This window comes from Paenibacillus sp. SRL342, from assembly GCF_984798905.1.
Genome location: NZ_OZ481790.1, coordinates 1,819,937 through 1,840,906 on the forward strand (window position 1 = coordinate 1,819,937; position 20,970 = coordinate 1,840,906).

Below are 20,970 nucleotides of genomic sequence, written 5' to 3' on the forward strand. Positions count from 1 at the left end.
GCAATAAAAGACATGATCCAGTTCAATGAGGTCATGTCTTTTTCTATATATACAATCATTCAAAATACTCTAAATAATTTCAATAACTTCGGCTCCTATGTTTCTACATACCGTGTAACAGCTCAACCCATTCCAATATGTAGGTTTTGTTATGAAGTGTATTGGAAACATGTTTCAGGCCGACTGTAGTAGCGTGCACATGCTGCTACGGTCGGCCTGAACGGGGCGAACCAGTTTAACTTAACAGAGGGCAGAGGCGGTTATTATGGGTTGTTGGAAGAAGCTGATTTCGTCCGACTACGCTGTAATAATTCGATCTTTCGTTCGTCTGTTCCGATGTTCTATAGCCTCCTCATAATCCCCGATTAGTGTATCAAAAATATGCTCCCACGACCGCTGCTCAGCCAGCTTTCTGCCTTCCAGTCCCATTATCCTCAATTGGTTCACGTGATTTCCCCAGAGACATATCTCCCGAATCAGTGCATCAGCCTGACCTGGCTCGAATAATACACCGTTGTGGGATATCAGATCCTTTACACCTCCGGCATTGGCCGCCACCACAGGGAGTCCTGAAGCCATCGCTTCCAGTACCACATTGCCAAATGTCTCCGTAGAGGAAGGAAACACAAACAGATCTGCCGAAGCATACATAACAGCAAGTTCTTCGCCATGCATATAGCCTGTAAAGGTGACATTCGGTGGGGATTGCAGACGCATTTTGGGGAGAGATGGGCCGTCGCCAACGATGATCCAGTGTACACGGGACTGCATTTCCTGGGGCAACTGCTGCATGGTAGTCGTGAGTGTAGTGATATCTTTTTCCGGGGCAATGCGTCCAACGTAGAGTAAAATAAGGGGAGCGGTGATGTGGTATCGTTCACGGATATCCGAGCTGCGTTTATCAGGGGAGTACAGGTTGCAATCAATCCCGCGAGACCAAAGTTTCAGACGTTGAATGCCCTGGGCTTGAAGGGTGTTTAATGTTTCCTGCGATGGAGTTAGGGTTGCATCACAGGCACGGTGGAACCACTGGATATACTTCCAGTAGAGAGGAATCATGCTTTTCAACCGGTAGTATTCGAGATAACGATCGAAGTGGGTATGGTAGGAGACAACATGCGGAAGATGGTGTTTGAGCGCATACCTCAGACCAAGCAGCCCCATATTAAAAGGCGTAGCGATATGCAGCAGATCGGGCTGAAAGGCTTGTAGCTGTTTGTGTGTGTTTGCTCTGTTGGGTAGAGCAATGCGGCATTCGGGATACAGAAAAAAAGGGATGTTGGCAACCGATCGGACTTGAGTCTCATGGCTTCCTTCAATGACGGAGTTCGGAGTAAACAGCAGATGTTCAATTCTTCTGCGGTTCAGATGATTACTCAAGCGGTGGAGCGTGCCAGCAACACCATTGGTTTCCGGAAGATAGGTGTCTGTGAACAAGGCCAGGCGCATCATTACCCCTCCCAAGACTCGTGATGCCAAGATCATAACAGCGGAACATTTTCCAGAGGTCAAGTGCACGTTAACTTGACGATATTCCCTGTAAAATGACTTCTGCACGAACATGTAAACTTCCATAAGTTCAACTTATATAGCGTATTCTGCTATGATGTAATAACGTGTCGGCGTAGTTGAACTTGAAATTTACACGAAACGGAGAGGGCAGAAAAAAACTGAAGAAGCGGAGCGTTCGCCTTTATCACCGGATTTTACCCTTTAATAAAGGGATTGAAAAAATCTGGGGATAACAGCGATCGGAAGTTTATTCTGACCGCGTAGTGGTCCAGTGTAAAAAACACGTTCAAACTATTTAGACAGAGAGATACAGGAGGCAGAGAAAGATGAACAAGTTACAAGAAGAATTGCAGGAGTTGTTACCACTCGATCAGCTTGAAGAGATGTCGGGTGAAGAAGTGGTGGGGAGTGTTGCCATGGACCTGTATCGGGCTGAATTTGCGACGATTCGAGAAAGTGGGCCGGAACTTCCGCAAGTATTGCAAGATATCATTCTAATCATTGATCTGGATACCGAGCTGTCCATGAACGGGATGACCGGTTTCCTTGAGAATATCAGCGGACAGTATCTCGGTGAGACAATAGCAGCGATGGGGCGGATCGGCAATGATGCAGATGTCGTGATCCTGAAAAAGATAGAGCAGATATTGTCCGAAAGCGGGGTAACGCACGGACAATTACGAGATAATGTGAATGGCCTGTCTGAAGATGACATCACGACAACCCTGCAAACACATGGGGAACAGATTCATGAGGTATTACAGCAGATTGAACTGGAAGCCGCGAATTTGAGCATGCAATCGGATAACGAAGAAAGCTTCGACTTGCTGTATCAATATGTGGATGAAAATAAAGATCGTTTAAAACAGGAAATGCAGCACATCTTGTCTAATTGAATTGGGAAGAGGGGGTAAATGACAAACATGAACAAACGATTAGCGATGGAATCCGTTCTGGTTACCCTGTTATTCATCATTGGTTATGCAGCTTGGAATGTCGTTCAAGGCATGATCATGACTATGAATTACGTACCTGATCTGACAAACACCGCTTCTTTGGGTACCCCACTGCAATCCAAGGTTGCTTTTGGAACTATTGTTCGGTGGGATTCTTCCATGATAATCGTTGGCATAGGCGCAGTTATCCTGTTTGGAACTGCTTATTATGTTATCCTCTCACAATTCCAGCAGCGGAAGCAGCGCCCCTAGTCGATAGTAATCTCGTAACACATGTTTCTTTATACACTAAAAAGAGCCCTTATTGTCAGATCACTGATAATAGGGCTGCTTTTCGTTAGCCTCATATATTAAGAATGCCGGCCGCAGCCTTCTGACCAGATATCACAGCACCTTCCATGGTGGTGAACATGGGCTGTTTAGTGTAATCCCCAGCGAGGTATAACCCTTGAATTGGAGTCACTTGTTCGGGTCGCTTGGGCTCATTGCCTGGTGAGATCCGATAAAAGTTTTCATTCCCCCGAACAATCCGGTAATCCGTTACGGAAGACACACCTTCGGCAAGTCCGATATCGACCAACCCTTGTTTGGTACGCTCCCATACTTCCTCATCGGGCAGATCAATGAGTTCGTCGGGATTAACCAGAATGATTGAAGCTCTGCCAGGACGCCCGCGAAACGTTGTTCGGGATTGCTCCCCAAATGAACCGATGTCGGTGCCTGGCCCAAAGGTTGTACGGTCCTCGGGAAGGAGCGGCAGCTCTGATTCGAACTGTGCTGTAACGTGTGGCATGGAATCCAGACTCAAAAAGGGCTGAAACCATTCATGTTCACTGAAGTGCTCTTCAAGTAATTGTTGGGAACGTCGGATATTGGTAGCTACAACAACACGTGTAGCGGAGAGCTGTTCACCATTTTCCAGTTCAACACCCTTCAGACCCTCCGAATCATAGAGTAGTCGGATTACTGGGGCGTTGATTCGTACTTGTCCCCCTTTTTGCGTGATGGCAGCAGCCAAAGGTGCACACATGACATCCGTCATACCGCCAGTAAAGGCACCAATTCGCATTTTATGAATCCGAGGAATACCCGGCAGGAACAGGCCAAAGAAGGCATACGCAGAATATTTTTCAAGTGGCATGAAAAAAATGCCTGAAGATAACGGTTCAACGATTCGTTGCAGAGCCTGTTCGCTTACCCCATGTTGATTCGCAAAATCAAGTACCGATATTGAATCGAGTTCCTCGGGGCTGGATACACACTCCTTGAAGCCAGCAGTTAAAAAAGGAATAAGTGAAGCCTTGTCGGCTGGCGTGATGAAATTATTGTTTCCCAGCACACCTGATAGTGTTTTGAGGGGAGCATGAATAACGTCAAGTCCAAATTCACCATGCTCATCGACATTTGGGTGACGGACTTCCATCGTGGTTTCCCATACCAACATATCATCAAGGTCAATGCCAGCACGTTCAAGCAGATCTGGCAGTGCTTTGTAATATCCAATGAATTTGTGGAACCCGGACTCCACCTCCATTCCCCGCTCATTCCAGTTCCCTGTGCGTCCGCCTACATAGGGGGCAGCTTCGAGGACCAGTACAGACTTTCCCTGTTCCACAAGTTCAAAGGCACAACTCAAACCTGCGAGCCCTGCACCGATGACAATGATTCGATCTTTGTTCATCTGAGAATTGTTGGGTTGTGTAGACAATCATATTCCCTCCTTTTATATCTAATATACCCATTAACTCCTGTACAAAAGCTTCTATACATAATTGAGATCGAGTTATCGTAGTACAAAAAAACAGCACTTCGACACGGATGTGCCAAAGTGCTGTTGGTACAGATGACAATCAGATATGTTTGGAAATGATTTCTTCCAGTCCTTGAGCAACAGAATGCGCACCCCGTGCCAGATGTCTTTCATACAGATGCAGGCGGACGAAACTCTCATCTGTGCCCATCGCTTCCGAGAACATTCCACTGAGTCCGCGAGCGCGGCGGTCGATCTGTAATAGTAGCTCCAGGGAATCGCCCATCGGATAGAACATGACTTCCAGCTCATCCAGATGCCCACGGAATTTGTTGGTTGGCACATATTCGAATTCCTGAACAAATGGCAGATTGCCGCCCAGTTTCGGTGCATAATCGTTTGTCACTTCACGGAGTTTGAAGCCGAGGATATCCATTGCATCGAGCACGGTGTTCATGTCTTTGCTAGGAACAACATGCAATCTGTCCCGGTCTGAGGGGTCTACAGCGCTTGAAATATCAAGGCCCGTTTCTACCCACACCTCTGCACGATGTAGCGTAATAGGCAGGTTTTCTGGTAAGTCAAATGAGAAGTCTTTCTCCAATTTGGCTCCAGGCTGTAATGTGAAACCTTCGGTGAGCAAATATTTGGCTATAACGGCTGTTTCTTTTACTTTACGATCATCGCGCTCCCGTATGTAATGGGTTTTGATTGAAAGATAGATTCGATCTACGTTCTGTTCCACATCTCCACCTTCAATGTACACAACCCCCGAGATGATTCCTCCGGGCGTGACCTCTGGTGTATGCAATTCCGTATTTACTTTGGCTGCTCCAACACCTACACTGGCTAACATTTTCTTGAAAAATGACATGCGCTCAACCTCCAGATCAGATGGTTTATTATATGGGATACATACGGCTTCGACCTTAATACGGAAGCTGGAAGAGAAGCGTTTCATATTTTAGCAAAGATATATCACATATCCAAACAGGAGAATCGACTTACCTATGTCGAATGTTTAAATAAAGGGATTTTTTGTCAGGAGGAACTCTATGAGCATGGAATGGTACGATATGATTGCACGACGTAATGGAGGATACAAGGGTAGAGCTTTATATACGCTTGAAGGTAACTCTGCTGAAGATATTTTTGAAGAGAGGTTGATTAAGCTTTTGCCTCAGTATACATCCGTGCTCGATGCAGGCTGTGGACATGGGGAGTTTACGTTGAAAATGTCGGAATATACCGATCACATTATGGGATTTGATAATTCGGAAGAGATGATAAAGATAGCCCGGAACAGTCTTCATTCAAGCACGATAACAAATGTAGAATTTTTCTGTGTCAGCACAAAAGAAAAGATGCCATTTGAAGATAAGCAATTTGGTCTGATCTATGATCGCAGAGGTCCAACTTCCATTATTGAGCATGGGAGATTGCTGCAAAAGGATGGAGTTATGATTGGTATTCATACGGATATAACAAAGGTACGTGAGCGTTTGGAAAGAAATGCATTTAAGGAGATCAAGATTGAGGAATATAACGAGGCATTTATGATTTTCTCAGATGAAAAAGAGTTTGCCATCTTTCTCTCCGATATCCCCGGAAACTCGGATTATACACAGCCTGAGTACCGGGAACAGCTGGAAGTCAAGCTGAAGGAGAACCAGGTTGATGGTAGGATTGCTGTAAGAGAATGCAAGTATATTTGGCAGGCCATAAGGAGGTGAAGCGGATTGAACACAAAATTTTCAGAACAGAAATATGGTGAAACGGGTGTCAAAACCAGCTTCGAACAGATGGCGAACGGGGAACAAAAATATAAAATGATAGCAGAAGATGGCAGTTATTATTGTAGAACTGTTGCCTCTCCCCACGGAGCATGGCAAAACAGTCATGTACATATCAACTTAACGGAGTTTTATGTGGTGCAAACCGGATGGATTGCGTATGCCAGTTATGGAGACGATCAGATATTTTCGATTCGAGTGATGCGTGCAGGAGAGCACATCATTGTCCAACCTGGAATCCACCATAATATATACATGTCTGCACATAGCGCGATACATACCATCAAGCATGGATTGAATACCTCCAGTGATTGGACGGCATCCCCTGAGTTGGATAGGTTAACTCAATCTTTAACAGAGAAGGAGCTACTCCAGAAGTATGATTAACCAGACGGGAGGATCAGACAGATGCGTAAAAGCACAATATTTTGGACTACGGGAATAACGATAATCCTCTTGGTGACTCTGCTCATATACAGCTATGTTATTCCAAGTGTGAGTGCACAGGATGTTGTGATGGCAGGTACAATCAGGCAGATTGATACGGACGCAGTTGAGGTAGAGTTAGAGATAACGCGAAAAAGAGAAGACAAGGATCGACATATGGTGTATCCTGTTGTCCCTGGATGGGAAGGGGTCACATTCACTGAAGAACAAGATGATGCGTGGTACCTGCCTTCGTCTGTAGGCAGCTCCTATCTTGATCAAGTCATTCTGGAAAAGTATCTGAAGGCGCAGGGGAAAACCATGAAATCAGCTGATAATCTGATAGGATTTGCGATACCTGATGAGATAGGGAGCTACAAGTTGCGGTTAACGCTCAGATCTTCGGATGGAACGACTCAACCGCTTGAGAATCCCATGGTGTATTATGTTCACAACGAGCATTTGTTAGGGAAGGATCTGAGTTGGGTTACGGGTGAGAATCTGGAGATCAATAAGGAGTAATTCGAATGATGAATGTATATGAATTGAATGAAATCACCGTACGTTTCTTGGAAACAGAAGATGAACACCATCTGGTGAAATGGCTGTCAGACCCGAAAGTTCTTCAATACTATGAAGGGCGTGATCGGCCTCATGACCTGGAACAGGTGAGAGAGCATTACTACAATCAGAAAGATGATGCTACTCGTTGTATCGTTGAATATGGAGGACATCCGATTGGATACATTCAGTTCTATGAGCTTGAGGAAGAAGAACGAACGGAGTATGGTTATGGAGACACGGATGAGATCATCTATGGAACGGATCAGTTTATTTGTCAGGCAGACTACTGGAATAAAGGCATTGGTACACGGTTGATGCAGTCCATGCTGGCTTATCTGATTAATGAAAAACAAGCCCGTAAAGTGGTTATGGACCCTCAATCCTGGAACTTGCGAGCGATATCCTGTTACGAGAAATGTGGTTTCCAAAAGATTAAGCTGTTGGAGAAACATGAGCAGCATGAAGGACAGATGCGAGATTGTTGGCTTATGGAATATACCCTGTAGATCCTGTTTAAAGTTATTTTGAATCATACAAACAAGGAGGAATGATGGATGGATGAAAGATTTCCATTAGGACCATTTGTACACACGGGCGAAGTTACGCCCACGCAGAGAGAACAGTGGATTCGGGACATTGCTGAGTTGCCTGAACGCGCACGAGAAGCGGTAAAGGGACTAAGTGAAGAGCAATTAAGTCTGCCGTATCGAGAAGGTGGATGGATGCTCAAACAGGTCATTCACCACATGGCAGATAGCCATATGAACAGTATGATACGTTTCAAGTTGGCACTGACAGAGGATACACCTACGATTCGACCTTATTATGAAGAGCGCTGGGCTGAACTGAGTGATTCAAGAGACCTAGATGTTGAATTCTCGCTTCAGATTCTGGATGCCCTCCATCGTCGTTGGGTGTTTCTGTTAAACGCGTTGACAGATGCAGATTATGCCAAACAATTTTATCATCCCTCATCGAAAGAAACGACAAGACTGGATTACAATCTGGGCATGTATGCTTGGCATGGCAAACATCATGTTGCTCACATCACATCGCTTCGGGATCGGCTGGGAATATAGCTAGAAAAAATATCTTGTTGAGGAGAAATTATCAATGAGTGTACATATCAGACTATTAAATGAGAGCGATCCTGTAATCATATCAAAGGCGTTTCAGGAGCAGGGTTGGGGGAGATTCGCTGAGCAGTATACTCATTACTTGGCTGAACAACAGAATGGGGAACGCGTAACCTTGGTAGCCGAGTTGAATGGAGAATTTGCCGGATACGTGAATGTATTGTGGTATTCCAGCTACCCGTCTTTCAGGGAACAAGGTATTCCCGAAATTAACGATTTTAATGTGTTGATGAAGTTCCAGCGCCAAGGTATTGGTTCACGGTTGATGGACCGAGCAGAGGAAGTTATTCTGGAACGAACGGATGTAGCAGGCATTGGTGTAGGTGTGTTTTCCGATTATGGCAAAGCGCAAGTTCTATATGCCCATCGCGGATACATACCAGACGGTCACGGTGTACACAAACATGATCATTACATTCAGCCGGGTGAAGAAACGATTATGGACGACGATGTTGTACTTTATCTTACGAAGAAGCTAAAAGCCACGCAATAAGTCTAATGTGTAGTTAGTACTTGCAAAGAAAGATGATAAAAAAGCGGTCCTGCATGTTATACTCTATTGGAATTTGAAGAATGATAAGCAGGATGTTGAGAGATTAGATGAGCAGAGGAGTGATTGATCCATGTTTAGCAAAGTCGGCCAGGTTATGTTGTATGTCAACAATCAAGATGAATCACTGGCTTTTTGGACGGAAGTTGCAGGATTCCACATTGTGGATGAAGTAAACCTTGACGAGGGCATGAGATGGATTGAGATTGCGCCTACCCCAGACTCGCAGACGAGTATTATTCTCCATGACAAAGAGTTCGTTGAACGGATGTCGGCGGGTGTAAATCTGGGCACACCTTCGTTAATGTTCTTCACCGATAATCTGGATCAGTTATATGCCGACTTGGCTAGTAAACATGTAACGGTCGGAGAGATTGTAGAGATGCCAACCGGGCGAGTTTTCAACTTTGCTGATAATGAAGGAAATTACTTTGCAGTTTTGGAACGGGCGAAGTAAATTACAACTCAAAACCGCTATGCCTGTAAGCGATCGACATTCATGTCGGTCGTTTTTTGTTGGGAAAAAGCTTATGTTTTGGAGTAGAAACATGCAAGGAAAATAGAGAATTACTGGGTAAAAATGTTATAATAGAGTGTGGCTGATTTATTGAAAATGACGAGGAATGAATAGTCGGAAGTGAAGGTTTGGATGGAGCGATTAAGGAGGAATGTGGTTGTGGAAAAGACGATTAAAAGTGTACAGGATCTATATGATATGCTCGATGCGGACTTCAGATCTGCCAAGCAGTTTTGGGAACCTTTCTATGAGGATCGGAACAGACCAATACCCTTTTTCCCAAACAAACCGGATGAAAATCTGGTAGCGCATCTGAACGCAGGTGTGCTAAGCGGTGGCAAGGCACTGGAACTGGGGTGTGGCCCGGGCAGAAATGCGTTGTATTTAACCCGCCAAGGCTATCAGGTAGATGCTTATGATCTTTCGGAGACAGCGATTGCCTGGGCTAAGGAGAGGGCGGCAGAAGAGCAATTGGACGTGCATTTTGAATGTCGATCTGTGTTCGAATTGTCCCCAGAGCAAGAATATGATCTTGTCTACGACTCGGGTTGTCTGCATCATCTGTTACCACATCAGCGCATTCCTTACATAGAAATGATCCACAATGCACTCCGGCCTGGAGGATACTTTGGAATGACTTGTTTTGCTCCTGGTTATGGAGATATTGGTGGGCCAGAGATCGTTATGAATGATTGGCAGGTGTATCAAGAGAAGTCGATGCGAGGTGGTCTTGCATTCACGGAGGAGAAGCTTCGCTACATGCTGGAAGATGGCTTTGAATGTGTGGAGTTCCGTGCGATGAAGACGATGGAGCAGCATGAACTATGTTTTGGTGTACCTTTTCTCTGGGCCACGTTGTGGAGAAAGAAAGATTCATAAGCTTATATGGGGATATGATCGATTGAAGATAGAGGAGGGGGAGTATCGAAATGGGAACAGAAACAGGAAGAAGACACTTTATCATTACAGGCACATCCAAAGGGATTGGTTTACAACTTGCAGAGTTATTATTGGCTAAGGGGGATTACGTTTACGGTATTTCACGCGGGGGTTCGGATCTGTTGGAATCAAGCGAGGAATGGAGCGGACGTTACCGCCATGTTCAGTACGATCTTGCCGAACTGAATGGGATCGATGATTTGATTACACGCATATTGGACCAAATTCCGTCTCAGGAAGCTGAATTCATTGGACTCATTAATAATGCAGCGATGCTGGAGCCACTAAGACCTATCGATCAGTGCAGTGCGGCAGAGATAAGTCAGAGTCTTAACATCAGCCTCGCAGCGCCAATGATATTGAGTTCATCTTTTATTCAACAAACAAATCACCTGTCCGCCAGACGTAAAATTGTTAATCTTTCATCGGGTTCGGGAAGTTATCCCGCGCCTTCAATGGCAGTGTACTGTACATCCAAGGCAGGCGTGAACATGTTCACCCAATGCGTATCTCTGGAGCAAACGGGGCAACAGAACCCTGTTGAGATTATTGCTTTTGATCCGGGGATGGTCGATACGGAATTGCAGGCTGTTGCACGAGGCAAAAGTGCAGAGGAGTTCGCCCTTGCGGGTATGTTCAATCAAGTATATGAAACAGGACAATTAAGATCGCCACAAGATGTAGCGAAGCAGTTGATCGTGCGGATCGATGAACACAGTGATGCAAGCCATGTTATACACTCCACCGAGAGTTAATATCGTATACTTCGTTTTGCCTGTTTTCTTGTGAAGTAATAAGTAAGGATACCTTTTTGATATAAGCCCAATTTCCCTGTACACTGGTAACAGCGATCGGAAGTACGATTCGTAACGGTAAAGGTGATCCTGCAACAATGGGGCCTGATTACCTTATTCAACCTTAGAAGATCAGAAACGTGGTGAATCTCTTGTTTAAAATTATGCTCATTGAAGACGACGAATCGTTATTCACTGAAATCAAGGAACGTTTGTCCCAATGGTCGTATGACGTGTATGGTGTGCAGGATTTTGGAAAGGTATTGCAGGAGTACAGCGTAATTCAGCCGCAACTGGTCATTATTGATATTCAGTTACCCCAATATGACGGGTTCCATTGGTGCCGGATCATTCGTTCGCACTCCAATGTGCCGATTATCTTTTTGTCCTCACGGGATCATCCTGCGGATATGGTCATGTCCATGCATTTGGGTGCAGATGATTTTATCCAGAAGCCTTTTCACTTCGATGTATTGATTGCCAAGATCCAAGCGACTTTGCGGAGGGTGTATAACTATAACACAGAGCATACTGAACTCCGAACCTGGCGCGGTGCTGCTATTGAATATGTGAAAAATACACTAACCTGCGGGGATGAATCTGTTCTGTTAACCAAAAATGAGATGTTCATCCTTAAAGTGCTGGTCGAGCACAAAAATCAGATTGTTTCCCGTGAGGACCTCATCCGGAGCTTGTGGGATCATGAGCATTTCGTGAGTGACAATACGCTGACGGTTAACGTTAATCGGTTACGGAAGAAACTAGAACCCATCGGCTTGGAGCAGTACATTGAAACCAAAGTAGGTCAGGGATACATGGCAACGGAAGAGGCAGAAGCATGATCGGAAAGTACATACGAGAAAGGGCTAGTTGGTTATGGCTACTGATAAGCATGCAACTTATTATTTTATTGGTGGCCTACCTGGACTCGTCCATTCCATTCCAATCTGTGATGTATATCGTAGGACTGAATGTGGTGGTATGTCTTGTTTTTATCTGGGCGAGATACCTGAAAGAGACCCGTTTCTATAGAAAATTGAGCCTCTGGGATCATACCTATGATCTGAGAGAACTCGATATCGCCGAAAGTCCATATGAGCAGATTGTACATGAGGCGGTCAGTTCCCAGACACAGCGGTACCGTAAGGAGACGTCACACCATTTTATCGCTCTAGAACAGGAGAAGGACGAGATGTTATCCTGGATTCATGAGGTGAAGACCCCACTGACAGCGTTGCAACTGATGATCGAGCGCTTGCCAGATGACAAGTTACAGAGCCAAATGACATATGAATGGTTACGAATCCATCAGTTACTGGATCAGCAACTTCATCAGAAGCGTATTCCATTTATGCACAATGACTTGTTCATCGAAGAGACGGAACTTGAACCGGTATTGAATAGCGAGATACGAGCGTTGAAATCGTGGTGCATTTCCAAGGGTGTTGGCTTTGATATGTCTTTGATGGTATCGCGCGTGCTCACAGACAGCAAATGGTTAGGCTTCATCCTCCGGCAGTTGCTGAGCAATGCGGTGAAGTATAGTGATTCATCGGATATCCTCATCGAAACGCGGGAACAGGATGGACATATTGTACTGATCATTCAGGATCACGGGCGAGGGATTGAGACACAAGATCTGCAGCGTATATTTGATAAAGGATTTACGTCTACCCGAGGCAGAATGGATGGGGCGGCAACCGGGATGGGACTATATTTGGTTCGTCAAGTGGTCCAGACGCTTCATATGAACATTCATGTAGAATCTTCTCTTGGCGAGGGCACAACCGTCACACTTACTTTTCCGCGAAAAAACGACATGGTGCATCTTGCAGGCGTGTGACAACAATGTCACATGCTTTTTGGTTTTGTTCGGTGAATCACACGATAACACTGCACATCCCGATTATGATATAGACATGAGCATTTTTGCAGAAGATTTAAGAGGAGTGAGTGGGATATGTGGATACTGGAAGCCAAAAAAATTCATAAAGTCTATGGTAATAAACTGAATAAACAGGAAGTGCTGAAGGGCATTGATCTTGGAGTGAGCAAGGGAGAGTTTGTTGGTATTATGGGGCCTTCGGGTTCGGGTAAAACGACGCTGCTTAATGTACTTTCCTCCATTGATCGGGTGAGCCAGGGCACGATTGATATTGAGGGCAAGGAATTTACCGGAATGAAGGAGAAACAGCTGGCTGAGTTCCGCAAACATCATCTGGGCTTTATTTTTCAGGAATACAATCTGCTGGATACGCTAACGGTGAAGGAAAATATATTATTGCCGCTCTCCATCACGAACATTCCAAAGCAGGAGGCACACCGGAAGTTTGAACAGATCGCCCGTGAACTGGGGATATATGAACTGAAAGACAAGTATCCATCTGAGATTTCAGGGGGTCAGAAGCAGCGGACTTCGGCAGCACGAGCATTTGTCCACGAGCCGAGTATCATTTTTGCGGATGAGCCGACAGGAGCGCTGGATTCCAAGTCCGCTTCGGATCTGCTCGGCAAGTTAAGTGATATGAACAGCGCACGAAAAGCGACTATTATTATGGTTACCCATGATCCGGTTGCCGCAAGTTATTGCAGCAGAGTGATCTTTATTCGAGACGGTCAGATCTACACCCAGTTGAATAAAGGAGACGAGTCCCGGCAATCGTTCTTCAACGATATTATCAAAACCCAGGGCGTATTGGGTGGTGTACAGCAATGAGCTTGAATTATATCATCTTCCGCAATCTCAGGAAAAATCTAAAGAATTATTATCTCTATGTATTTGCGCTTGTGTTCAGTGTGGCCTTATATTTTTCCTTTGTGACGTTACAGTATGATCCTTCCATGGATGAGGTGGCTGCTTCAACAAAAGGTGCGGCGGCCATAGGTGCATCTTCAGTACTGTTAATCGTCATTGTCGGCATTTTTTTGCTCTATGCCAATACGATCTTTATCAAGCGGCGCAGCAAAGAAATTGGATTATTCCAATTGATTGGACTGACGAAAGGCAGAATTTTTGGTATTTTGAGTGCGGAGAACAGTATCCTCTATTTTGGCTCCATGGCTATCGGTGTGTTAATTGGGTTTCTTGCGTCCAAGCTGGTATTGATGATATTGTTCAAAATTCTCGGTGTGGATGCGATTACGAAACTGTATTTCTCTCCGATGGCACTGATGCAAACGGTGATTGTCTTTACGATAATGTATCTGCTCATCATGCTGATGAACTACACTTTTATCAAGAGACAGAGCATTCTCTCACTCTTTCGGGTGTCTGCCACTTCGGAGCAGCAGGTGCAGAAGATGTCTGTCGGACAGATGATTATTGGCGTCTTGGGCATTGCCCTGATTGTGTATGGATACTTCATGTCTGCACGGCTGTTCAGCGGTGAGGCAATGGACATGCAGCAGTTGATGTATACGATGATCCTGATTCTCTTCTCGGTCATACTGGGGACATACCTGTTCTATAAGGGTTCGGTAAGTTTTATTTTTAATCTGATTCGCAAAAGTAAAAACGGATACCTTACTATTCATGAGGTGTTGTCTTTATCTTCAATCATGTTCCGCATGAAATCTAATGCATTGTTGCTCACGATTATTACAACCGTGTCGGCGCTTGCTATTGGTATGCTGTCACTCAGTTACATTTCGTATTATTCGGCAGAGGCTCAGGCGAAGGAAAGCTTGCCGGAGGATTTTTCATTTGCTCAGGTTGAGGTGAAAAATCGCTTTGTAACGGAGTTGGAACATAAACAGATTCCATATGAGGAGAATCATAGACAGCCTATTTATATTGAAATTGATGCTCATGAAGTGATGGATGAGTCCATGACGGAACAGTACCTGTTCAGCAGTGTGTTGAGTGACAACATGGTAGATAACATAGATCTGCAACCAGGTGAAGTGATCTTCATGGGATATGGAAATGCTATTAAGCAGTTGATTTACATTCAGGAGACAGGTCCAATCGTCTTGCATGGGTTGAAGCGAACGTTGGACCAACAACTGATCGGAACCACCAAACAGGGAGTTCTTCCTGCGTATTATACTAGGGGCACGCCTGTAGCGGTAGTAGATGAAACGGTATACCAACAGCTGAGACAGGATCTCGATCCCGAGCTGCAAAAATCCGAGTGGGCTGACTACTATGGTGTACGTATTCTGAAAGAGGGGCAGGCTGAAGAGGCATATGCCGTATATAAGGAGCTGCAGTTGGAAGCACCGAGCTTCTCCCAGATTGAGTTCAGAAATAACCAACGTAATAATATGGGACTGATTATGTTCATTGTTGGTTTCCTTGGTTTGACGTTCTTGATTACATCGGGATGTATCCTGTACTTTAAACAAATGAACGAGAGCGAAGAGGAGAAGGGTAATTATACCATTCTTCGTAAACTTGGATTTACGCAAGGCAATCTGTTGAGGGGAATTCAGATCAAGCAGTTGTTTAACTTCGGTATTCCGCTTGTGGTGGGATTGAGTCATAGTTACTTTGCCGTGAAATCAGGTTGGTTTTTCTTTGGTACGGAGCTGGCGACACCTACGGTCATTGTCATGATAGTTTATACATTGTTATATTCGATTTTTGGCCTGTTGTCTGTGTGGTACTATAAACGGGTGATTAAGGAAGCCTTGTAGAATTGGGTACAGGAGTATGCTGATATAGCAAAATAGGTTGAGTAAAGGGCAGCTGTATTGTTTACAGACTGCCCTTTGTCTTACAGAAATGAATAAAGCAAACTGAAAAAAAAGGATGATGGAATTGAGTCGAAATGATGATAGAGTCCATGCTTCTGATTCGTGTAAAACTGTGGAACGAGGGGAGTGGAGCAGCGTGCCTGGAATTCTATATGCCTCGAAGAAAGAATTAAGTGAGACGATTCGACGCACCTATGTATTATTTGAGGGAGAATTCAATGACATCCATAACAGTGACAAAGATAAGTGGGTTGAAGGTGTGGATAAAACCCCTGCCCAGATGATCGCCTACCAGCTGGGATGGATGAACCTGGTGATGGATTGGGAGCGAAAGGAACAGTTGGGACATGAATGTCATATGCCTGCACCAGGGTATAAATGGAACCAATTGGGGCCGTTAAATGAATCATTTTACGAAAAGTATTCAGGTTATACGCTGGAGGAGCTGCGCTCTTTGTTTCGGGAGACAGAACAACAATGGCAGAACTGGATTAACTCCCTTAGCGAAGAGGAGTTATTTGTACAAGGGATGAGACAGTGGACGGGTACCAAGCCTGGGTGGGCTATGGTGAAGTGGATCCAGATTAATTCGGTAGCCCCTTTTAAATCTTTTCGGACCCGAATTCGAAAATGGAAAAAAGGTCAGTTAGCCAACATGGATGTGAGGAGTGGAGATATCTAATGAATCTGGCAAATAAAATCACGTTGGCTAGAATCGCGTTGATTCCATTGTTTATGATCTGTTTTCTCAATCAGCAAAACGTGATGATTGCACTAATTATATTTGCAGTAGCAGCAGGTACGGATAAATTGGATGGATATGTGGCGAGGAAATATAATCAGATCACGAATCTGGGAAAGCTGCTCGATCCACTGGCGGATAAACTGTTGATTGCGGTAGCGCTCGTCATGATGGTTCAGGAGAATATGATCAGTTCATGGATTGCTGTAATCATTATAGGACGTGAAATTGTGATTACAGCGTTACGAATGGTAGCAACAGAGCAGGGCATTGCTCTCGCAGCCGATCGGTATGGAAAAATCAAAATGGTGCTTCAGGTGGCAGCCATCATTGCGATTTTGTTGAACCATGTTCCGTTTAGTTTGCTAACTGAGGTGCGGGTTGATGTGATTTTATTATGGCTGGCAACAGGAGTTACGCTGTTATCGGGATTGAATTATATTCTAGTAAACTATAAGTTGCTACAGACAGGAAGGTAGGAATATAGGAATATAGGAAGACCCATGAACTACGGCTTCACAACGCAATTGGTTGCAAAATGATGTGGATGATCCGCTGACCAAAGATGAATTGGCGGCAGCTCTCATTCAGACTAATGGAGGATTGTATGCAAGAAATGCGGGTATTTCCGATGTGACAGGGCTGAACTCCCTGCAAAAACTAGATCTGAACAGTAATGAGCTTGTTCATCTGCCAGCTGGAATTGCCGGACTATCTGATCTGCAATACTTGGATGTGAGGAACAATTCCATCCCCCTGAGAGAAGAGCCTGACTTCACAATGCATCACACGTTGCTGCAACGTGTGTACATGTATAATTTTGATGATGCTGCCCCTGTGCTGGTGGAGGCACCTGCGGGTAATATCGCTTATGTTCATGGAGATGAGATTGAGATCGACCTGTCCTTTATGTTTGAGGATGAAGATGACGCTAGGTCGACCCTCATCCTACTGGCTGACTCCCCTGATCCACAATTGGCAGATGTCAGAATGGATGGACAGAAACTATACATTACTGCACTGGGGACGAGTAGTGAGCCAATTCGGATAGAGTTGAAGGTTACGGACCTTCTGGGCAAAGTTGGTGTAGGTCACGTGTACGTTGATCTGAGAGAAATAGAGTAGCGTATTTTAAAACAGCATATGTGAACAAATGCAAGTTACATCAACGTGCCTTCCGCTATGGAAGGTACGTTTTTTTATTTTTGTAAAGGATAACTTTATGTTAAAATATGCAAGAAATGAATGAGGCTGTGAGTAATGATGATAGGGGGAGAAGAGGATGTCCCAAATCAATATCAATCCAAGTACTTCAAAGGATTCAGAGTATGTTCGCCAGCAATTAGTCGCATATAATGCTGCACATGTGAGCGAGGAATTAAGGCATCGGTACGAAGAATTGAATTTCAATATCAAAAATGAGACTGGCGAGATTGTTGCAGGTGTGCTTAGTACACTTTGCTGGAACTGGCTGGAGGTTGATATTCTTTGGGTGGATTCTGAACAACGGCATCGGGGATATGGTTCACAGTTGTTGCTTGAAGTTGAGCGAATTGCACGAGAGAAATCTTGTGATTTTGTCATGTTGAACACTTTCTCCTATCAAGCACCGGAATTTTACAAGAAACATGGCTACCAATTGATCACAACGATCGAGAATGCACCGACTGGACACAGTCATTATTATTTTAAAAAGGACCTTACTTAAGACAAAGCATGCGAAATAGGAAAAATCAGGAGGGTTATGATGATTACCATTAAAGGAATCAAACTTGAAGATTTACCGGCACTAAGCCAGCTATACAATGAGTTGATGGGAACGCCTACCAATGAGCAACAGATGAAAAAGATGTTTCATTACATACAACAGAATGGTCATTATCATGTGCTTGGAGCATTTTACAATGACAGGCTGGTCGGGTCCGTTATGGGGATTGAGTGTATGGATCTGGTGGGTCCATGCAAACCGTTCATGGTTGTGGAGAATGTGATTGTATCGGATCAGGTACGCAGGCAGGGCATTGGGCAGAGGTTAATGCTCCAGATTGAGCGGATTGCCAAAGATATGGGTTGTGGTTACATGATTCTGGTGTCTGGTGATCAGCGTAAGGAAGCACATATATTTTATGAGAAGTTAGGTTTCAAGGATGAGAAGGTTCAGGGTTACCGGAAGCATCTTAATTGACTATTCTTCCTGTTTTCGTGACCGAAAACAGCGATTGTTATTAGCTAACACATCGACGTGGAGTTATGGTGCAGTCGACCAAGGTAAATAGAGACACGTGAGTTGGAAAACAAAAAAAAGAGAGCTGGCAGCTCTCTTTTTGTATTTATTCCTTGCTTTGTTCTTTGGAGCCGGATGAGGATGATCGAATATATTGCGGTGGATGAACATCATCAATCATTAAAATGCCGTCATACTGATCGCGTGGGACAAAACTCTCAGGGATCATGCCCCAGCTGTATGCAAATCGTGGTTCGAACATCCATGAGTTGCCTGTTTCCCTGTTCTGATACCGCAGGTCCAGAAAACTGTAGGGTGTATTCGTTGCTGACATGATGCCTTCAATGGAACCGGGTTTTGCCGGCTCAACGGCATGAAGTCCGCCGGAATTATCGGCCGTTTGACCGCTGGATGCATACAATCCCAAAACATAACTTGATTTTTTCATTTCTTCCGAAAGTTTTTCTCCCATCATGGTTATGGGATAGGGCGAGCCCATGACTTCGCTATGCGCCTTTCTTATGTGATCGTTATGTCCCCATACAATAAATTTTTCGTTGGGATACACTTCGGTAGCGAGCCACATGAGATTGTCATGCATCGCCTGATCACGCCACTCCATGGAATCAAAAAACGACTCATATTTTCCTTCATCCATTTCAGCCGTTGCACGGATCGAAAGATCGACATATTCCCTTGCTACACGAATTCGATCACTGAGGCTTCGCTCCAGCAGCATGGAAAGTTTCGGTTGATCCGGGTATTCTTTTTGCAGATAGGCCTGGTTAGATTTGGATTTCAGGGATTGAAGGACATCTTTGTATACCTTGATAATTTCATTTTTCTCAGCGCGATAGGCTTTCAGATCCGTTCCGGCAGAGAAATTGGACATCTTTTGTTCCGTTTGTGTGAGTCGCTTGGCGAGCTCTTTATCCTTCAGCCAGTTACCGTCCAACAGTGGGAATTGCAGTTGCATGTCGAAACCGGTTAGAATCAGGGGTCGTTCAGTCTGTGCGCTCGTTTTGAGATAATCGAATAAAGGCATGATTTCCTTGGACCACCAGACGCCGAAGATGGAGTTTTTCATCGTTTGTTCGGGAAGTTGCTGTTTTACCATGGTATTAGCAAGCGATGTGTTGGAAAGACCGCTTTCAAAGGCAAGAATGTTGTATCCCATTTCCTGATGCAAAAACTGGATCAGCCGGGTCTTCGCCAGATTAAATTCGGCAACCCCATGGGAGCTTTCACCCAGAAACACAATTCGCTTGTCATAGAGTAGAGGTTTCAGCATCTCCAGATCCGAGAAGGAATCGGGCTCCTGACCTGTCTTCACAGGCTGGATGCTATCCAGTCGATATGCGTGATCTCTAGCCCATTCGTTCCATTCTGCAATTTTCTCATCCGACGTTTTCGCGGATTGCACCTGGGTTACCTGCCCCTGAATGGTCTCCATGGTAGCTGATGCTGCAGCACCTGCATGTCCGGCTGGATAGAGTGAATTGGCCAGTATGGCGGTAGTCAGAGCAAGTACAGCACCCGTTTTTCTTTTCCTGAAATAGTTCAAAATAATGCCTCCTTCATCATATGCGTGATAATAAATGATTTCGTAATGGAACCATCCGGCTTATGTCTGCTCTTCGTCCCAGAACAGGTCATTCAGTGTTCTTGAGAGTGCCTTGCATATGGCAATACATAAGCTGAGGGACGGATTATACTTTCCCAGTTCAATGAGACCAATGGTTTGCCTCGATACACCAACGATCCGTGCCAGATCGTCCTGCGATAGATCCTTTTCGACCCGGGCGACTTTCAATCGTATGTTTTTCATGCTCATTCACCCTTGTATCCTTTCTATGAATCCCACTGATCTTTTCGAGCGGCTTTTTGACTCGCCTTGTTTGCGAAGTGATGAACGATGACATTGAATCCTGCAAAGAGCGGAATATAAAGCAGCAGTGAAATAATAAAAACGAAGAAGAAAAACCACCACTTCTCATTCGCCGTTTCGGCAAACAAAACAGAACTTCGGATGCCCAGGAACAAGGCCATAGAAAAACCGATAACAAGACCCGTAATTATGTTGCGCAGGCTATATGAAATTTTGCTCGTCTGGTCATGGACCTCAACTTCATCCGAATAAATGCCCAGCATGACGGAACGAATTCCGAAATAGATACTTCCTGCGAGAAGTACGATCACTTCCGTCAGCATGGAGTAAGTCTCCCAACTGAGAAAGCTTTTGATCAGGATGGAGATGCCGCAGATCCACATGATTAAAGTGTAAGCTTCCTTATACACCTTGTTTTTCAGATTGACGATACGCTCATCCTGATTGCCATTTGTTTTAAACCATTTCATGATTGACCTCT

26 protein-coding genes are annotated in these 20,970 nt (G+C 44.7%); 20 read left to right on the top strand and 6 right to left on the bottom strand.

Going from position 1 to position 20,970, the window contains the following annotated elements:
- Positions 1 to 297: 297 nt before the first annotated feature.
- Positions 298 to 1,452 carry a glycosyltransferase family 4 protein gene (locus AC4E8D_RS08330; RefSeq protein ID WP_490206072.1) on the bottom strand — a complete coding sequence of 385 codons (1,155 nt, stop codon included), beginning with the start codon at positions 1,450 to 1,452 and terminating at the stop codon, positions 298 to 300.
- 386 nt (positions 1,453 to 1,838) lie between these two features.
- Between AC4E8D_RS08330 and AC4E8D_RS08335 the strand changes: the two genes are divergently transcribed.
- Together AC4E8D_RS08335 and AC4E8D_RS08340 are read left to right on the top strand one after the other, a co-directional pair.
- Positions 1,839 to 2,408 carry a DMP19 family protein gene (locus tag AC4E8D_RS08335; protein ID WP_490206073.1) on the top strand — a complete coding sequence of 190 codons (570 nt, stop codon included), beginning with the start codon at positions 1,839 to 1,841 and terminating at the stop codon, positions 2,406 to 2,408.
- A gap of 27 nt (positions 2,409 to 2,435) precedes the next feature.
- Positions 2,436 to 2,720, top strand: coding sequence for a hypothetical protein (locus AC4E8D_RS08340; protein WP_490206074.1), 285 nt, complete (start codon positions 2,436 to 2,438; stop codon positions 2,718 to 2,720).
- 91 nt (positions 2,721 to 2,811) lie between these two features.
- On the opposite strand, the gene AC4E8D_RS08345 is transcribed toward AC4E8D_RS08340, so the two are convergent.
- Positions 2,812 to 4,176, bottom strand: a complete 1,365-nt coding sequence (locus tag AC4E8D_RS08345; RefSeq protein WP_490206075.1) for a hydroxysqualene dehydroxylase — start codon at positions 4,174 to 4,176, stop codon at positions 2,812 to 2,814.
- Positions 4,177 to 4,318: 142 nt separating this feature from the next.
- Positions 4,319 to 5,092 carry a sporulation protein gene (locus tag AC4E8D_RS08350; protein WP_490206076.1) on the bottom strand — a complete coding sequence of 258 codons (774 nt, stop codon included), beginning with the start codon at positions 5,090 to 5,092 and terminating at the stop codon, positions 4,319 to 4,321.
- A gap of 181 nt (positions 5,093 to 5,273) precedes the next feature.
- Between AC4E8D_RS08350 and AC4E8D_RS08355 the strand changes: the two genes are divergently transcribed.
- The 18 genes from AC4E8D_RS08355 (at position 5,274) to AC4E8D_RS08440 (ending at position 18,562) form a co-directional block, all read left to right on the top strand.
- Positions 5,274 to 5,951, top strand: coding sequence for a class I SAM-dependent methyltransferase (locus tag AC4E8D_RS08355; RefSeq protein WP_449004168.1), 678 nt, complete (start codon positions 5,274 to 5,276; stop codon positions 5,949 to 5,951).
- Positions 5,952 to 5,957: 6 nt separating this feature from the next.
- The gene (locus AC4E8D_RS08360; RefSeq protein WP_449004167.1) at positions 5,958 to 6,398 is read left to right on the top strand and encodes a cupin domain-containing protein; all 441 of its coding nucleotides are present in this window, start codon (positions 5,958 to 5,960) and stop codon (positions 6,396 to 6,398) included.
- 21 nt (positions 6,399 to 6,419) lie between these two features.
- Complete coding sequence (locus tag AC4E8D_RS08365; protein ID WP_449004166.1) at positions 6,420 to 6,959, top strand: hypothetical protein; 540 nt, start codon at positions 6,420 to 6,422, stop codon at positions 6,957 to 6,959.
- 8 nt (positions 6,960 to 6,967) lie between these two features.
- Positions 6,968 to 7,507 (top strand): GNAT family N-acetyltransferase, encoded by a 540-nt coding sequence (locus AC4E8D_RS08370; protein ID WP_449004282.1) that lies wholly within the window; start codon positions 6,968 to 6,970, stop codon positions 7,505 to 7,507.
- A gap of 48 nt (positions 7,508 to 7,555) precedes the next feature.
- The gene (locus AC4E8D_RS08375) at positions 7,556 to 8,080 is read left to right on the top strand and encodes a YfiT family bacillithiol transferase (protein ID WP_339183339.1); all 525 of its coding nucleotides are present in this window, start codon (positions 7,556 to 7,558) and stop codon (positions 8,078 to 8,080) included.
- Positions 8,081 to 8,114: 34 nt separating this feature from the next.
- Complete coding sequence (locus AC4E8D_RS08380) at positions 8,115 to 8,630, top strand: GNAT family N-acetyltransferase (protein WP_339307540.1); 516 nt, start codon at positions 8,115 to 8,117, stop codon at positions 8,628 to 8,630.
- A 130-nt stretch (positions 8,631 to 8,760) separates the two neighbouring features.
- Positions 8,761 to 9,144, top strand: a complete 384-nt coding sequence (locus AC4E8D_RS08385; protein WP_339183342.1) for a VOC family protein — start codon at positions 8,761 to 8,763, stop codon at positions 9,142 to 9,144.
- A 192-nt stretch (positions 9,145 to 9,336) separates the two neighbouring features.
- Entirely contained in the window at positions 9,337 to 10,083 is a 747-nt protein-coding gene (locus AC4E8D_RS08390) for a class I SAM-dependent methyltransferase (RefSeq protein ID WP_339308647.1), read from the top strand.
- A 50-nt stretch (positions 10,084 to 10,133) separates the two neighbouring features.
- Entirely contained in the window at positions 10,134 to 10,898 is a 765-nt protein-coding gene (locus AC4E8D_RS08395) for an SDR family NAD(P)-dependent oxidoreductase (RefSeq protein ID WP_221822758.1), read from the top strand.
- Between the two features lie 191 nt (positions 10,899 to 11,089).
- Positions 11,090 to 11,779: a response regulator transcription factor gene (locus tag AC4E8D_RS08400; RefSeq protein ID WP_221822759.1), complete on the top strand. Its 690-nt coding sequence runs from the start codon at positions 11,090 to 11,092 to the stop codon at positions 11,777 to 11,779.
- A complete protein-coding gene (locus AC4E8D_RS08405; protein WP_221822760.1) occupies positions 11,776 to 12,780 on the top strand; it encodes a sensor histidine kinase in 1,005 nt (334 codons plus the stop codon). Before AC4E8D_RS08400 ends, AC4E8D_RS08405 begins: the two co-directional genes overlap by 4 nt.
- A 117-nt stretch (positions 12,781 to 12,897) precedes the next feature.
- Positions 12,898 to 13,653, top strand: coding sequence for an ABC transporter ATP-binding protein (locus AC4E8D_RS08410; protein WP_339183347.1), 756 nt, complete (start codon positions 12,898 to 12,900; stop codon positions 13,651 to 13,653).
- Complete coding sequence (locus AC4E8D_RS08415; protein ID WP_221822762.1) at positions 13,650 to 15,575, top strand: ABC transporter permease; 1,926 nt, start codon at positions 13,650 to 13,652, stop codon at positions 15,573 to 15,575. The genes AC4E8D_RS08410 and AC4E8D_RS08415 overlap by 4 nt, the downstream gene beginning before the upstream one ends.
- Positions 15,576 to 15,771: 196 nt before the next feature.
- Complete coding sequence (locus tag AC4E8D_RS08420) at positions 15,772 to 16,317, top strand: ClbS/DfsB family four-helix bundle protein (RefSeq protein WP_221822763.1); 546 nt, start codon at positions 15,772 to 15,774, stop codon at positions 16,315 to 16,317.
- The gene (gene pgsA, locus AC4E8D_RS08425; protein WP_221822764.1) at positions 16,317 to 16,856 is read left to right on the top strand and encodes a CDP-diacylglycerol--glycerol-3-phosphate 3-phosphatidyltransferase; all 540 of its coding nucleotides are present in this window, start codon (positions 16,317 to 16,319) and stop codon (positions 16,854 to 16,856) included. The genes AC4E8D_RS08420 and pgsA overlap by 1 nt, the downstream gene beginning before the upstream one ends.
- A gap of 52 nt (positions 16,857 to 16,908) precedes the next feature.
- Positions 16,909 to 17,502: a leucine-rich repeat domain-containing protein gene (locus AC4E8D_RS08430; RefSeq protein WP_221822765.1), complete on the top strand. Its 594-nt coding sequence runs from the start codon at positions 16,909 to 16,911 to the stop codon at positions 17,500 to 17,502.
- Positions 17,503 to 17,659: 157 nt separating this feature from the next.
- A complete protein-coding gene (locus AC4E8D_RS08435) occupies positions 17,660 to 18,085 on the top strand; it encodes a GNAT family N-acetyltransferase (protein WP_221822766.1) in 426 nt (141 codons plus the stop codon).
- 36 nt (positions 18,086 to 18,121) lie between these two features.
- A complete protein-coding gene (locus AC4E8D_RS08440) occupies positions 18,122 to 18,562 on the top strand; it encodes a GNAT family N-acetyltransferase (protein WP_339307546.1) in 441 nt (146 codons plus the stop codon).
- Between the two features lie 145 nt (positions 18,563 to 18,707).
- Here AC4E8D_RS08440 and AC4E8D_RS08445 read toward each other — a convergent pair whose 3' ends face one another.
- Genes AC4E8D_RS08445 through AC4E8D_RS08455 form a run of 3 tightly spaced genes read right to left on the bottom strand, consistent with a single transcriptional unit; the run spans position 18,708 to position 20,959 of the window.
- The gene (locus AC4E8D_RS08445) at positions 18,708 to 20,165 is read right to left on the bottom strand and encodes an erythromycin esterase family protein (protein ID WP_260632881.1); all 1,458 of its coding nucleotides are present in this window, start codon (positions 20,163 to 20,165) and stop codon (positions 18,708 to 18,710) included.
- A gap of 60 nt (positions 20,166 to 20,225) precedes the next feature.
- A complete protein-coding gene (locus AC4E8D_RS08450) occupies positions 20,226 to 20,429 on the bottom strand; it encodes a helix-turn-helix transcriptional regulator (protein ID WP_175399435.1) in 204 nt (67 codons plus the stop codon).
- Between the two features lie 23 nt (positions 20,430 to 20,452).
- Entirely contained in the window at positions 20,453 to 20,959 is a 507-nt protein-coding gene (locus tag AC4E8D_RS08455) for a DUF6773 family protein (protein WP_221822770.1), read from the bottom strand.
- Positions 20,960 to 20,970: the final 11 nt, after the last annotated feature.